The organism is Actinomadura livida, from assembly GCF_014648675.1.
In the GTDB taxonomy this organism is placed as follows: domain Bacteria; phylum Actinomycetota; class Actinomycetes; order Streptosporangiales; family Streptosporangiaceae; genus Spirillospora; species Spirillospora livida.
Genome location: NZ_BMRO01000009.1, coordinates 165,758 through 179,919, shown reverse-complemented (window position 1 = coordinate 179,919; position 14,162 = coordinate 165,758). Strand labels below are relative to the sequence as shown.

At 73.8% G+C, this 14,162-nt stretch carries 11 protein-coding genes; 9 read left to right on the top strand and 2 right to left on the bottom strand.

Translation table 11 applies throughout. The features are described 5' to 3' along the window. Window position 1: 1 nt before the first annotated feature. Entirely contained in the window at window positions 2–1,303 is a 1,302-nt protein-coding gene (locus IEZ03_RS22490) for an ABC transporter substrate-binding protein (protein WP_184885814.1), read from the bottom strand. Between the two features lie 313 nt (window positions 1,304–1,616). Here IEZ03_RS22490 and IEZ03_RS22485 point away from each other — a divergent pair, with 313 nt between their 5' ends. From IEZ03_RS22485 to IEZ03_RS22445, 9 genes are all read left to right on the top strand, one after another. Beyond that, window positions 1,617–3,623 carry an ABC transporter permease gene (locus IEZ03_RS22485; RefSeq protein ID WP_221480786.1) on the top strand — a complete coding sequence of 669 codons (2,007 nt, stop codon included), beginning with the start codon at window positions 1,617–1,619 and terminating at the stop codon, window positions 3,621–3,623. Next, on the top strand, window positions 3,620–4,486 hold the full coding sequence (locus IEZ03_RS22480; protein ID WP_184885816.1) for an ABC transporter ATP-binding protein: 867 nt from the start codon (window positions 3,620–3,622) through the stop codon (window positions 4,484–4,486). The genes IEZ03_RS22485 and IEZ03_RS22480 overlap by 4 nt, the downstream gene beginning before the upstream one ends. Continuing rightward, window positions 4,483–5,205 (top strand): ABC transporter ATP-binding protein, encoded by a 723-nt coding sequence (locus IEZ03_RS22475; RefSeq protein WP_221480787.1) that lies wholly within the window; start codon window positions 4,483–4,485, stop codon window positions 5,203–5,205. The genes IEZ03_RS22480 and IEZ03_RS22475 overlap by 4 nt, the downstream gene beginning before the upstream one ends. A gap of 98 nt (window positions 5,206–5,303) precedes the next feature. Then, a complete protein-coding gene (locus tag IEZ03_RS22470; RefSeq protein ID WP_184885818.1) occupies window positions 5,304–6,815 on the top strand; it encodes a FadR/GntR family transcriptional regulator in 1,512 nt (503 codons plus the stop codon). Between the two features lie 83 nt (window positions 6,816–6,898). Then, window positions 6,899–8,353: a FadR/GntR family transcriptional regulator gene (locus IEZ03_RS22465; protein ID WP_221480788.1), complete on the top strand. Its 1,455-nt coding sequence runs from the start codon at window positions 6,899–6,901 to the stop codon at window positions 8,351–8,353. 96 nt (window positions 8,354–8,449) lie between these two features. Beyond that, a complete protein-coding gene (locus IEZ03_RS22460) occupies window positions 8,450–10,105 on the top strand; it encodes a thiolase C-terminal domain-containing protein (protein WP_184885820.1) in 1,656 nt (551 codons plus the stop codon). Between the two features lie 76 nt (window positions 10,106–10,181). Further along, window positions 10,182–11,120, top strand: coding sequence for a DUF7064 domain-containing protein (locus IEZ03_RS22455; RefSeq protein WP_184885822.1), 939 nt, complete (start codon window positions 10,182–10,184; stop codon window positions 11,118–11,120). Between the two features lie 5 nt (window positions 11,121–11,125). Further along, window positions 11,126–12,496: a phosphotransferase family protein gene (locus IEZ03_RS22450; protein ID WP_184885824.1), complete on the top strand. Its 1,371-nt coding sequence runs from the start codon at window positions 11,126–11,128 to the stop codon at window positions 12,494–12,496. A 125-nt stretch (window positions 12,497–12,621) separates the two neighbouring features. Continuing rightward, complete coding sequence (locus tag IEZ03_RS22445; protein ID WP_184885826.1) at window positions 12,622–13,185, top strand: dihydrofolate reductase family protein; 564 nt, start codon at window positions 12,622–12,624, stop codon at window positions 13,183–13,185. Here the strand turns inward: IEZ03_RS22445 and IEZ03_RS22440 are convergent. Then, window positions 13,182–14,162, bottom strand: a 981-nt coding sequence (locus IEZ03_RS22440) for a S1 family peptidase (RefSeq protein ID WP_229808491.1), incomplete at its 5' end; no start/stop codon positions are given. The two genes, IEZ03_RS22445 and IEZ03_RS22440, sit on opposite strands and share 4 nt — an antisense overlap.

Sequence of the window (14,162 nt, the reverse complement as noted above, 5' to 3'; positions counted from 1 at the left end):
CCTACCGCTTCACCGCCTCGTCGAGCAGCGTGCCGCAGGCCGGCTCGGCCTTCGGGTCGGGCACGAACTCCTTGTCCTTCAGGATCGAGACGAAGAAGCAGTTGCCGGAGGCGTGGCTGCCCGCGATGGCGCCGTAGTCGGAGAAGTCGATCGGCTTGGGCACCAGGCCGCCCGCGTCCCAGTCCCTGCTCTCGCGGAGCGCGTCGATGAACTGCTCCTGGGTCGCGTCGCAGCCCGCCTTCTCGAACCCGTGCAGCAGCAGGTCGGCGCTCACCCACCCGATGCTCTCCGAGAAGCTCGGCAGGCCGGCGGTGGAGCCGGCGTGCTTCTTGATCCCCTCGGTCATCGCCGTGCCGCCCGGCGTCGGCACCCCGATCGGGGCGGTGTTCGTCACGAAGCCGAGGCCCTGGGCCGCCTGCACGGCGGGCTCGGACTTCAGCAGGTCGGCGCCGTACCCGGTGGCCAGGAGGACGGACTTCAGCTCGACGCCCGACTGCTTCAGCCCGCCGACGACGGCGAAGGCCGTCTCGGGCGTCACCGGGAGGTACAGCACGTCGGCGCCGGAGTTCTTGATGCCGAGGACGAGCGAGCCGACGTCCTTGCTGCCGAAGGGCACCTTGACGTTGACGTAGCCGCGTTCGAGCCCGGCGTGCTCGGCGGACTGGATGCTCGCCAGGGCCGCCCCGGACGAGCTCGCGGTGTCGAAGCTGACCGTGGCCGCCTTGGTGCCGCCGAGGCTCTTCCAGTAGGCGCCCATCGTCGAGGCGACCTTGGCGTAGTCGGTGTTGCCGAGGGTGTTGAACAGGTTGCGGTAGTCCTTGTTCAGCCACTGCTCGCCGCCGTCGAAGCCCGATCCCACGAACGGGGTCCCCTTGGCCTGGGTGCCGGCGAACTGCCCGGCGCCGAAGAAGAACGAGCTGTTCGGGACCACGGCGAACACGTCGTCCTGGCGGACGAGCTTCTGGGTGGCGGCCAGCGCGCCCTGGGGCGTGGAGGCGTCGTCGGCCGTCACGACCTGGAAGTCGCGGTCGCAGGCGCCGGGCTCCTCCTTGTAGGCGGCCAGGCGCGCCTTGACCCCGGCCTCGACGCCGGTGAAGCCGGCGCTGGCCGAGCCGCTCAGCGAGGTCAGGACTCCGATCTTCGTGGTTCCGCCGGTGCCGGACTCCTCCCCGCCGCACGCCGTCGCGGCCAGCAGGAGGGCGCAGGCGGCGCCCGCGGCGGCCAGGGGCTTCGTCCTGGTCAGTGTCGTCCTTGACGGTTTCGTCCTTGACGGTTTCGTCCTTGGCAGTTTCGTCCTTGGCATGGGTCTCCCTTTCGGACGGGACGCCGACCGGCGACCGCGAGGCTCCGCGGCTCCGAAACCGGCCGGGCAAGCCGATCGGACCTAGGTAGCTAAGTAAACTTAATAGACACAATTAAAGCGAGCGGTCGCAACACAAGCGTTACCTGGCATGTCCATGATCAGCTGAGTTCCGTGGTCAGACGAGAAATCTGGAGACCGGCAGCGGATGTCCTATTGACCCACGTGGATAACTAAGTGCACTGTATATGGATCTACGGTGACGGCCGTCACACCGCCGTCGCCCGTAGCCTCATCCGGCCGTAGCCCCTGGACGGTGTCCGTGCTGCAGTACGTCCTCGCCGGTCTGGCGCTGGGCGCGATCTACGCGATCGCCTCGGCGTCGCTCGTCGTCACCTACGCCTCCTCCGGCGTCTTCAACTTCGCCTTCGGGGCCATGGCCTTCTCGGTCGCCCGCTTCTACTACTTCCTGCACACCGAGAACGGGTGGCCGATCACGGCCGCGGCGGCGGTGTCGCTCGGCATGTTCGCGCCGGCGCTCGGCGCGCTGCTGTACTGGCTGCTCTTCCGCCACCTGCTGCTGCGCCCGCCGCTGATCAAGATCGTCGCCACCATCGGCGTCTCCGTGGCGCTGCCGCCGGCCGTCGACCTGGTCTTCGGCAAGCTCCCCAACACGACCGCGCCGGGACTGGCGCCCGTCCCGCTGACGGTCTTCCACCCGTTCGGGGCCACCGTCACGATGGACCAGGTCGTGAACTACCTCGGCCTCGCCGTCGTGCTCGTCGTGGGCGTCACGGTGCTGCGGTTCACCGACGCCGGGCTCAGGGTCCGCGCGATGGTCGACTCCGCCGCCCTGAGCGGGCTGTCCGGGGTGAACGCATCGCGCGTCTCGCTCGGTGTCTGGGCCGCGACGACCACGCTGGCCGGGCTCGCCGGGATCCTCGTCGCGCCCACCGCGGGCCTGTCGACCGACGGCATGACCTACCTCATGGCCGCCGCGTTCGCGGCCGTCGTCGCGGCCCGGCTGACGAACCTGCCGGCCGCCGTCCTCGCCGCTCTGGCGATGGGCGTGTTCACCACCGTCGTCCAGCGCTACCTGGATCCGGAGAGCGCGCTGTCCGCGCAGATCGTGCCGAGCATCCCGTTCGGGTTCATGCTGCTCTTCCTCCTTTACTACGCGCTGCGCGGGCGGGTCCGCGACGAGCCCGCAGGCGGTGCGCTCGACCGGGCGATCCGCGTCGAGGACGGCGGCGCGGCCCGCACCGCCCCGCGAGCCGCCACACCGGCCGGTTCACCGCACGGCCACCGCTCCCTGCCGACGGTGGCCAAGGCCGCCGGGCTGGTCGCCGTGGCGGCGCTCCCCCTCGTCCTGGACGAGTACTGGGCGGGACTCGCCGTCACCGGGCTGGCGCTGAGCCTGGTCCTGCTGTCGTACACGCTGGCCACGGGCGAAGGCGGGATGATCTGGCTCTGCCAGATCACCTTCGCCGGCCTCGGGGCGCTCACCGCCGCCGAACTGGCGACCACGTACGGGTGGCACCCGCTGGCCGCGGTCGCCGCGGGCGCGCTGCCGGTCGTTGTGCTCGGCGTGGTGATCGGGCTGCTCACCCTCAAGCTCGGCGACCTGTACGTGGCCCTGGTGACGCTGACGTTCGGGCTGCTGGTGCAGACCCTGGTGTTCACCCGGGACCGCTTCTACAACTACGGGCAGGGCGTGGCGATGCCCAGGCCGGGGTTCGCCGAGGACGACCGCGTGTTCGCCTACCTGACCCTGGCCGCCTTCGCGCTCATCGCGCTGTTCATCGTCAACTTCCGGCGCTCGACCGCGGGCCTGGCGATGGCCGCGGTGCGCTGGAGCGAGGACGGCGCGCGCACCGTCGGCCTGAGCATCGTCCGGACGAAGCTGCTGGTGTCGGCGATGGCGGCCTGCATCGCCGCGGTCGGCGGCGGCTTCCTGGCCATGAACGCGCAGGCCGCCATGCTGGACACCTACAACGTCTTCGGCGGGCTGGTCTGGCTGGCCGTCCTGGTGACGATCGGTTCCCGGTCCCCCGTCGCGGCGCTCGTGGCGGGCCTGGGCTTCCACTTCCTGCCGGGGGTCTTCCAGACCCACCTGCCCAGCGCGTGGGCCGAGGTGCCCGTGCTGCTGTTCGGCGTCGGCGCGATCATGGTCGCGAAGGACCCGGACGGGGTACTCGCGATGCACGCGCGGCAGCTCCGCGGCCTCGTGGACCGCTGGGCGCGCCACCGCCCCGCCGCGTCCCCGGCACCGCTCGCGGCCACGGCGTCCGCATCCGAACCGACCGGCGGGGAGCGCCCATGACCACCGTGACCACCGGCCCGCCCGATCCCTCCACGGCGGCCGCCCGGCTGGAGGCGTCCGGGGTGACGGTGCGCTTCGGCGGGCTCGTCGCCCTGGAGGGCGTCGACATCACGGTCCCGGCCGGCGCGATGGTCGGGCTCGTCGGACCGAACGGCGCGGGCAAGAGCACGCTGTTCGCCGTCCTGTCCGGGCTGCTCAGGCCGGACGCGGGACGGGTGCGGATGGGCGGCGAGGACGTGACCCGGGCGTCCGCCGCGGCGCGGGCGCGGCGCGGTCTCGCCCGGACCTTCCAGCGCCCCGAGCTGTTCTCCGGCCTGACCGTCCGCGAGCACGTCGTGCTGGCCGACCGCGTCCGGCGCCGCGGCGGCCGGATACTGCGGGACCTGGTGACGGGCGGGGGCTTCCGGCGGCCGAGCGCCGCCGAGGACGGGCGCGTCGCGGCGATCATCGAGTCGCTGCACCTGGAGGAGCTGCGGGACCGCGAGGTGTCGGGGCTGTCCCTCGGCGCCTGCCGGCTGGTCGAGGTCGCCCGGGCGCTCGCCACCGGCCCGGACGTCCTCCTCCTGGACGAGCCCGCGTCCGGGCTGGACGGCCGCGAGACCGCGGAGCTCGCCGCGACGCTCACCCGCGTCAACGCCGAGCACGGCGTCTCGCTGCTGCTCGTCGAGCACGACGTCGAGCTGGTCCTGGGCATGTGCGAGACGGTCAACGTCCTCGACTTCGGCACCGTGCTCCGGACGGGTCCGCCGGAGGAGATCCGCTCCGACCCGGCGGTGCGCGCCGCGTATCTCGGGGCCGAACAGCCACCCGGCACCGCCCGGGAGGCCGCCCCCGACACCGACCCGGAGAAGGAGCGCCGGTGAGCACGACCACGACCCTGTTGTCGGTGCACGGGCTTGAGGTCCGGTACGGCCCGGCCCTGGCGCTGTCCGGAGTGTCCTTCGACGTCCCCGAGAAGGGCGCGCTGGCGGTGCTCGGCGCGAACGGCGCGGGGAAGAGCACGCTCGCCCGCACGCTGAGCGGACTGGTCCCGCCGGTCGCCGGGCGGGTCGCGTTCGCCGGGCGGGACATCACGGCCGCGTCCCCGAGCGCCGTCCGCAGGGCCGGCCTGGTCCACCTGCCCGAGGGACGCGGCGTCTTCCCCGGCCTGACCGTGCACGAGAACCTCCGCATGGCGCTGACCGCGGCCGGCGCCGAGCGCGCGGGCGCGATGGACCGCGCGTTCACGATCTTCCCGGTGCTCGCGGAGCGGCGCCGGCAGCGGGCCGGCACCCTGTCCGGCGGTGAGCAGCAGATGCTCGGCCTGGCCCGCGCGCTGATGATCTCACCGCGGCTGGTGATCGCCGACGAGCTGTCGCTCGGCCTCGCGCCCACGCTGGTGGACGTGGTCTTCGAGAGCCTGGAGCGGGCGCGGGCGGCGGGCGCCGCGATCATCATGATCGAGCAGTTCGCGCACCGGGCGCTGGAGTTCGCCGACCGCTGCCTCGTCCTGCAGCGCGGCACCGTCGCGTGGTCCGGCCCGGCCGGCGCGGCGGGCGACGAGGTGCTGCGCCACTACCTCGGCGCGGCGGAGACGGCATGAGCGCCCCGAAGACCATCCGTGCCGCCGGCCGGGCCCGGTGATCCGCGGGCTCACTACCATGGGCGTGTCCGGACCCCCCGTAGAGGAGTGCCAACCCGATGGCGACGCCCGCTGCGAACGTCCCGCTCGCCGGCGCCGCCGATCCCGCCCCGCGCGCCCCCGCCGAGGCCCGCAACGGGGTGCGGGCGGTGACGCTGGGCGCCCGGGTGGCCCAGCAGATCGAGGACCGGATCGTCCGGGCGGGCTGGCCGGTCGGCCGCAACCTCGGCTCGGAGCACGACCTGCAGGAGCGGTACGGCGTGAGCAAGTCCGTGCTGCGCGAGGCCGTCCGGCTGGTGGAGCACCACGGGGCGGCGCGGATGCGGCGCGGCCCCGGCGGCGGGCTGTTCGTGACCGCCCCGGACGTGGCGCCCGCGGCCCGCGCGGTGGTCACCTACCTCGACTACGCGGGCACCACGGTCGACGACCTCGTCGACGCCCGGCTGCTCCTGGAGACCCGCGCGGTCATGCTCGCCTCCGAACGGCTCGCCGAGGAGGGCGTCGGGCTGCTGCGGAGCCTGCTGGAGCAGGAGTCCAGGAGGCGCACCGAGCCGGGCCTCTGGTCCCAGGACCTCGTCCACACCGCGCTCTGCGAGCTGTCGGGCAATCCGGCGCTGCTCGCGTTCACCGAGGTGCTCACGCGGCTCACCGACCGGTACGCGCACACGGTGCGGCGCACGTCGAAGGCGGAGGCGACGCGCAACAAGGAGCTCGCCGGCCGGAGCCACGAGGTGATCGTCGAGGCGGTCGTCGCCGGCGACACCGCGCGGGCCTACGCCGAGCTGACCGGGCACCTGCGCGGGGCCGCCGCGTGGATGAAGGGCGGCCGCACCGGCGCCGGCGGCCCGATCGCGTGGCAGCTGCTGGAGGCGCCGGGCGCGAAGCTCAGCGAGATGGTCGCGGCCCGGATCCAGGACACGATCGCGGCGGACGGCTGGCCGGTCGGGGCCTCCCTCGGCTCGGAGGCCGAACTGCTGGAGCGGTACGGCATCGGGCGGGCGGTGCTGCGCGAGGCCGTCCGGCTGCTGGAGCACCACGGCGTCGCCCGGATGCGGCGCGGCCCCGGCGGCGGGCTCCTGGTCACCGCGCCGGACCCCGCCGCCAGCATCGACTCCATGGCGCTCTACCTCGGCTACCGGCGCGCGGGCGCGGAGCACCTGCGGGCGGTCCGCGAGGCGATCGAGTTCGGCGCGCTGGGCCCGGTCACGGCCCGGCACGGCGAACCCGGAATCGCGGAACGGCTGGAGGCGGCGGTACGCGGCCGCGCTTCCGGCCGCGCTTCCGGCGGGGACGGCGCGCCGCCCGCGACCTTCCACGACGAGCTCGTCCATCTCGCCGGGAATCCGGTGCTCTCGCTGTTCGTCCGGATCCTCGCCGAGCTCCGGAGCCGGCAGGACGGCGCCCCGCGCCCCGGCCCGGCCGCGCGCACGCCCGCGGACCCCGCGGCGTCCGGGCGGGCCGCCGGCCGGGAGCGGGCGCACCGGGAGATCGTCGCCGCGATCCTCGCCGGGGACGAGAGCCTGGCCCGGCACCGGATGCGCCGGGACCTCGCCGAATGCGACGACTGGTGAGGGCGGCGCCCCCGCCCGGCCTGTGGCGGCGCCCACACCCGCACCGGCCGTCCGCAGGGGACGGCACTACCTAAGATCGGAGCGTGGACGCCACGGAAGTCACGGATGGGCCGCCCGCGGCCGAGGCGGCGTCCCGGCTCGCGGCCGGTTCCGTCGACGGGTCCGTGGAGAAGCTCGCCGCGCGGGTGGCGCGGCGCATCGAGGCGGAGGTGATCCGGCGGGGCTGGCCCGTCGGGGAGGTGCTCGACTCCGAGCCGGTGCTGCGGGAACGCCACGGGGTGAGCCGCGCCGTGCTGCGGGAGGCGGCCCGGCTGCTGGAGCACCACCAGGTGGCGCGGATGCGCCGCGGTCCCGGCGGCGGCCTGGTGATCTGCGCCCCGGACGCGGAACCGACGGTGCGGGCGATGGTCGTCTACATCGAGTACGTCGGCACCGACCTGCGGGACGTGCTGCTCGCCCGCCGCCTCATCGAGCCGGTCCTCGGCAGGCTCGCCGCCGAGCGCATCGACGAGGAGGGCATCGCGAGGCTCCGCGCGACCGTCGCGGCGGAGCTGTCCCCGCCGGAGGCCGGCGAGTGGGCGGGCGGGCTGTTCCACACCGTGCTGAGCGAGATGACCCGCAACCCGGTGCTCCAGCTGTTCATCGACGTCCTGGAGCAGCTCGCCTACCGGTACGTCGCCCTGGCCAGGCCGATGACCGAGGACGAGGTGCGCAGCTTCAGGGAGACCACCCACCACCGGCACGGGAGCATCCTCGACGCCACGGTCGCGGGAGACGTGCCCCGTGCCCAGCTCGGGCTGATCGAGCACCTGGACGAGGTCACCGAGTGGTTCCGCACCGCGAGCGGCGACGACGAGGCCGGCGCGGGCCCGGCGGTCCGGCTGGCGCCGGCGCCGGTGGGGCTGGCGGCCGGCCGCACGCTCGCCGAGGTGGTCGCGGTGCGGATCCACGAGGACATCCTCCGCGCGGGCCTGCCGGCCGGGACGGTCCTCGGCTCGGAGGCAGAGCTGATGACCCGCTACGAGACCAGCCGCGCCGTGCTCCGCGCGGCCGTCCGGCTGCTGGAGCACCACTCGGTCGCCACGTCCCGGCGCGGGCCCGGCGGCGGACTGGTCGTCACCCGCCAGGAGCCGCGGGCCGCCATCGACGCCACCGCGCTCTACCTGGCCTACCGCGACGCCACCGCCGCCGACCTGCTCGTCGTGCGGGAGGCGATCGAGGTCGGCCTCGTCGCGCGGCTGGCCGCCCGGCGGGCGGAACCGCGGATCGCCGCGGGCCTGGCGGCCGTCGAGGAGCGGCTGGGGCGGCCCCCGGCCGGCGACTCCGACCGGGACTTCCACGCCGATCTCGCCGAACTGGCCGGGAACCCCGTGCTGACCCTCTTCCTGCGGATCCTCACCGAGCTGTCCCTCCGCACCGGACGGGCCGGGGCCTGCGGGCACGGCGGCGACGCGGAGCACCGGGAGATCCTCGCCGCCGTCCTGAACGGCGACGCCAGCCTCGCCCAGTACCGGATGCGTCGGCACCTGGCTCCCTGAGCTCTGGCTTTGAGCGCACTTAATTAGGTAGTTTGCTGCGACTTCTCGCTTCTGCTTCTTGAGTACGCAAAATTGTGAACACTATAATTCCGTGCCATGGATCGACCGACGGTGCGGCCCGTGCCCCAGCCGACGCTCGCCAGCGCGGACTTCTGGGCCGCGGGCGCGGACGGGGAGCTGCGCATCGCCCGCTGCGGCGACTGCTCGGCCTACACCCACCCGCCCCCGCCTCGGTGCCGCTCCTGCCGCAGCCCGGCCATGTCCATGACGCCGGTCAGCGGCCGGGCCGTCGTGGCGGGGTTCACCGTGAACGCCCAGCAGTGGCTGCCGGACCTCCCGCCGCCCTACGTCATCGCGATCGTCATCCTGGACGAGGACGAGGGCGTGCGCCTGACCACGAACATCGTCAACTGCGACCCCGGCGACGTGCACGTGGGGATGCGGGTGCGGGTGCTGTTCGAGAAGGCCGGCGAGGTCTACCTCCCGCTGTTCGAGCCCGACCCCGGCCGCCCTGAACCCCCGGGGCCCGTCCCAGGGCCGCCCGCACGCCGCCCCGTACCGCGCCCGATGGCCACCACGCGGAAGTTCGAGGACGCGGTGGCCCTGACCGGCGTCGGGCAGTCCGCCGTCGGCCGCCGCCTCATGGTCGACCCCCTCTCCCTCACCGTGGACGCCTGCCTGGACGCGATCGCGGACGCGGGCCTGACCCCGGACGACATCGACGGCCTGGCCACCTACCCCGGCCCCGGGCCCGGGGGCATGTCGGAGGGCGGGGTCATGGCGCTGGAGGAGGCCCTGCGGCTGCGCCCGACCTGGGTCAACGGCGGGCCGGAGACGCCCGGCCAGATCGGGTCGATCACCTCGGCGATGCTGGCCGTCGCCGCCGGGCTGTGCCGGCACGTGCTGTGCTTCCGGACGGTGTGGGAGTCGTCCCATGCCGCCCTGGTCCGCTCCGGGCGGTGGCACGTCCCCGACGGCCCCGCCACCGGCATGATGGAGTGGCGGCTGCCGTTCGGCGCGGCGTCGGCGGCGAACTGGATCGCCTGCCAGGCGTCCCACTACTTCCACCGGTACGGGGACGACCGCGAGACGCTCGGCTGGATCGCGGTCAACGCGCGCCGCAACGCGGCCCGCAACCCCGAGGCCGTCTACCGCGAGCCGCTCACCATGGACGACTACATCGCGGCGCGGATGATCTCCTCCCCCTTCGGCCTGTACGACTGCGACGTGCCGGTGGACGGGGCGGTCGCCGTGATCGTGTCGGCCGTGGAGACGGCGGCGGACCTGCCCGGGCCCGCCGTGCTCGTCGAGGCCGCCGGCACCCAGATCACCGAGCGGCTGAGCTGGGACCAGGACACCCTCACCCACCTGCCGCAGTCGCTCGGCCCCTCGGCGCATCTCTGGAGCCGGACGTCGTTGCGCCCCGGCGACGTCGACGTCGCCGAGCTGTACGACGGGTTCAGCTTCAACGCCCTGTCGTGGCTGGAGGCGCTCGGGTTCTGCGAGTTCGGCGAGGCCCGCTCCTTCATCGACGAGGGCCGCGGCATCGCCCTGGACGGACGGCTGCCGCTCAACACCCACGGAGGACAGCTGTCCGCGGGCCGGACGCACGGCTACGGGTTCGTGCGCGAGGCGATGCTGCAACTGCGGGGCGAGGCCGGGGACCGGCAGGTCCCGGGCGCCCGCGTCGCGGTCGTCACCGCCGGCGGCGGCGTCCCGTCGGGGGCGCTGCTGCTGCGCGCGGACGGCTGAGCCCCGGCGTCCCGAGTCCCCCGAGCCCCCAGCCCCTCGACCTCGAAAGCCCGGTCCCTGACGAAAGGCCCCGACAGTGATCGAAACCGAGGACCGCTTCACCGCCTCCGACGACGACCCGCACAGCCCCACCGACGACTTCTACGAGACCGAGACCTTCTGGTACTCCTTCTTCGTCCCCGAACGCGACCTCGGCGGATGGCTGTACGCGTCGATCCGCGGCGTCCCGGGGACGTCGGGCGGCGGCATGTGGATGTGGGACGGCACCGCGGCGGAGCCGTGGCGGGTGCCCTTCTTCCAGCAGTTCGGCCACCTCAAGCCGCCCACCCCCCGCGGCCCCGGCGCGCTCGACTTCCCCAGCGGCCTGTCGATCCGGACGCTGGAGCCGGGCATGTCCTACGACCTGCGGTTCGACGACCGGGACCGGATGAAGGCGCACTTCCGCTTCGACGCCGTCGAGGAGCCCGTGCCGCTGCGCCGTGGCGAGCCGCCCTACCCGAAGGCGTCCCACTACGACCAGACGGGGCGGATCACCGGCCAGATCCTGCTGGACGGCGACCGCATCGACGTCGACTGCCACGCCATGCGCGACCGCTCCTGGGGACCCCGGCACGAGCGCGGCTACCGCCGTGTCGGCTACACCTGGGCCGCCTCCCCCGACCTGTCCTTCCTGACCTACACCGCCCCCACGGGCCCCGGCGCCGAGCACGTCTACAGCGGTTACGTGCGGCGCGACGGCCAGGTGGCGCGCATCGTGGACGGCAGCCGCCAGGTCGAACGCGACCCCGCCGAGAACTGGGTGACCGCCATCTCCGTGGAGGTCCGCGACGAACTCGGCCGTGTCACGACGGGCCGAGCGGAGGGCACGAGCCGGCTGATCCTGCCGGGCGCGACCTCGCTGTGCCTCTGCACCTGCCTGCGCTGGACCGTCGAAGGCCAAGTCCTGAACGGCGAGGACCAGGACGTCTGGCCCACCAAGGACTGGCCCCGCCCCTCGGCGAACCGGGGAGCGTGATGGGCATGTCGGCGTCCACCCGCAGCGAGCCGGCCACCGGGCTCAGCGAGGCCCTCGTCGAATGGATGGCAGACGCCGTCCAGGGGAAGATCGTCTCCTTCGAGCGGCGGCCCGGCGGAGGCCGCCGCGAAGCATGGTTCGTCGACGCGGAGGCGGCGGACGGAACGCGGCTGGAACTGTTCCTCCGGTACGACCGCGGCAAGGCGCCCGAAAGCTTCGGCCTGCACGACGAGGCGCGCTTCTTCCTCGCCCTGCAGGACACGCCCGTCCCCGTGCCGCGCATCCATGCCGTGCATCCCACCGAGCAGGCCATCCTCGCCGAGCGAGTCCCAGGCCAGACGTGGTTCTCCCTGCTGCGCGACGAGGAGCAGCGGGTCCGCATCGCCCGCGAGTTCATGGGCATCCTCGCCGAGTTGCACGCCGTCGACCCGCGCGAGATCTCCCCGGCCTCGCCGGACGCGGACCTGCGCGACCTGGTACGCGCCGAGATCGGCCGCTGGGAGGCGCTCTACCGGGCGGCCGCGGCGCCCGCCGACCCGCTGATCGAGATGGGGCTGGCCTGGGTGCGGGCCAACGTGCCGGACGTGTCCGGGCCCGTCGTGATCGTCCAGGGGGACACCGGGCCCGGCAACTTCCTCTACGAGGACGGCCGCGTCACCGCCGTGCTCGACTGGGAGCTCGCCCATCTCGGCGACCCGCACGACGACCTGGCCTGGGTCACGCTCCGCGCGGTCCAGGAGGCGTTCACGCACATCCCCGACCGGCTGGCCGACTACGCGGCGGCGTCCGGACGCCCGGTGGACCTGGACCGCGTCCGCTACTACCGCGTCCTCGCCGGGCTGCGCATCCTGATCCTCGCCCACCAGGGCGCCGCGAAGCCCGACCCCATGGGCGAGGTGGGCAACGGCCTCGTGTACACGACCCTGCACCGCCGCCTGTTCACCGAGGCGCTGGCGGACGTCACCGGCACCGCCCTGGACCGGCCGGTCCCGCTCGTGCCCGTCCCCGGGGAGAACGAGCGGCTGTACGACGCCGCCCTCACCCAGATCAAGGAGATCATCGTCCCCCGCAGCGAGGATCCCTTCGTGGTCCTCCGCAGCAAGGGCCTGGCGCGCATCCTGAAGTACCTCCGCGAGCACGAGCGGCTGGCGGACGCCAAGCGCCGGGGAGAACTCGACGACCTGGAATCCGTGCTCGGCACCCGCCCCGACGACGCCGCGACCGGCCGGACACGCCTCGCGGAGGCCCTGCGCGCGGGCACGGTACCCGTGGACGCCGCGCTCCCAGCGCTCCACCGCTGGGTCCTCCGCGAAACGCAGGTGTGCCTCCCGGCCATGGGCCGCCTGGCCGACCAGCACTACGCCCCTCTCTCCTGACCCACCGACGGCGCCCCGGCCGAGCCAGGGCACCGGCGGCCGATGAGTTTCGGTGGCCGGGAGAGTCCGCACTCTTCACTGGATTGATGTGGGGTCGGCGGGGTCGTCGGCCGGGAGGAGGAGACATGGGCAAGGTCGCCTGGGGGTTCACGTGCTCGATCGACGGCTTCATCGCCGGGCCCGGTCATGACATGAGCTGGATGTCCGCGGCGGAACCGCTTGCCGAGGGCACCACGGAGCGCATGGCGGGAGACGTCGCGGTGATCATTTCCGGCCGGGCCGGCTACGACGCGGCGAAGGCCCAGCGGGCGGAGCGGGACGAGACGACCTCCCAGGCGTACGGCGGCGCGTGGTCCGGGACCGAGTTCGTGCTGACCCACCGCCCGGAGGAACTCGCCGACGACCCGGCCGTCATCCCGCTGAACTGCGACATCGTCGAGGCGGTCGGGCGCGCTCAGGAGCTCGCCGGGGACCGGGACGTGCAGATCATCAGCGCCGACATAGCCCGGCAGGCGCTAGAGCACGATCTCATCGACGAGCTGCAGGTCTTCGTCGCCCCGGTCTTCCTCGGCGACGGCACCCGCATCTTCGACGCCCCCGGCGGGCACCGGATCGACTGGGAACTGGTCGATGTCTACGAGGACAGCCCGCGCAGCTTCGGCCGTACCTATCGCCCGAAGAGGCGCTAGGAGACCTCGGCGCCGAAGGCCTCCAGGGGTTCGGTGACCGGCTGGAAGAACGTCACGCCGCCGATCTGGCAGTTGCCCGAACCGCCCGACGTCAGGCCGAGGGCGGTGCTTCCGCTGAAGAGCGGCCCGCCGCTGTCGCCCGGCTCCGCGCACACGGTCGTCTGGATCAGGCCGCTGACGGTGCCCTCGGGATAGTTCACCGTGGCGTTGGTGGCGGTGACGCGGCCGGTGGCGAGGCCGGTGGTGCTGCCGGTCCGCACGACCCGCTGGCCGACCACGGCCTCCCCGGCCTCGGTGATGTCCCGGGCCTGCCCGTTGTAGAGGTTGACCGCGCCCTGGCCCGGCTGCGCCGTCCGGACGAGCGCGAAGTCGTCACCGGGGAAGCTGCTCGCGACCGTCCTGCCGAGGAACTGGCTGCCGCCCTGGTCGGCGGTCCAGTTGCGGACGGAGTTCCCGCAGTGCCCGGCGGTGAGGAAGAAGGGCTGCCCGTTGCGGACGACGTTGAAGCCGAGCGAGCAGCGCGAGCCCTGGCCGAAGATCGCGTCGCCGCCGAACGCGAGGGGGCGCAGCCGCCCGTCGATGTGCACCATCCGCACCGCCGACCCCATCTGCCGGGCCGTCCGCCGCACGGTCGCCATCCGCGTCCCGGTCACCGAGTCGTCGGTCCACATGGTGACCCGCGAGGTCGCCGGGTCGACGGCCCAGCCGGTGCCCGGCACGCCCGTCATGGACTGGCGGAGGGTGGCGGTGATCCGGTTCAGCGCCGCGGGGCTGCGCTCGGTCAGCTTGGGCACCGCGCCCGCGGCGCGGACCATGGCCGCGTCGCCCTCGTTGGTGACCGTGACGACGGGCCGTCCGGCCGGGTCGAGGTAGGCGCCGGCCGTGCGGGCGCCGAGCCGGTCGGTCAGCCGCGCGGCCAGCACCCCCGCGGACCCGCGCCGCGCCTCCGACGCCTGCTCGCCGGTCAGCGCGGCCTG

Excerpts from the sequence above, each read along its gene's own strand:
- IEZ03_RS22480 (WP_184885816.1), top strand. The coding sequence starts at position 3,620 with ATGACCACCGTGACCACCGGCCCGCCCGATCCCTCCACGGCGGCCGCC.
- IEZ03_RS22445 (WP_184885826.1), top strand. The coding sequence starts at position 12,622 with ATGGGCAAGGTCGCCTGGGGGTTCACGTGCTCGATCGACGGCTTCATC.
- IEZ03_RS22450 (WP_184885824.1), top strand. The coding sequence starts at position 11,126 with ATGTCGGCGTCCACCCGCAGCGAGCCGGCCACCGGGCTCAGCGAGGCC.
- IEZ03_RS22460 (WP_184885820.1), top strand. The coding sequence starts at position 8,450 with ATGGATCGACCGACGGTGCGGCCCGTGCCCCAGCCGACGCTCGCCAGC.
- IEZ03_RS22490 (WP_184885814.1), bottom strand. The coding sequence starts at position 1,303 with ATGCCAAGGACGAAACTGCCAAGGACGAAACCGTCAAGGACGAAACCG.
- IEZ03_RS22470 (WP_184885818.1), top strand. The coding sequence starts at position 5,304 with ATGGCGACGCCCGCTGCGAACGTCCCGCTCGCCGGCGCCGCCGATCCC.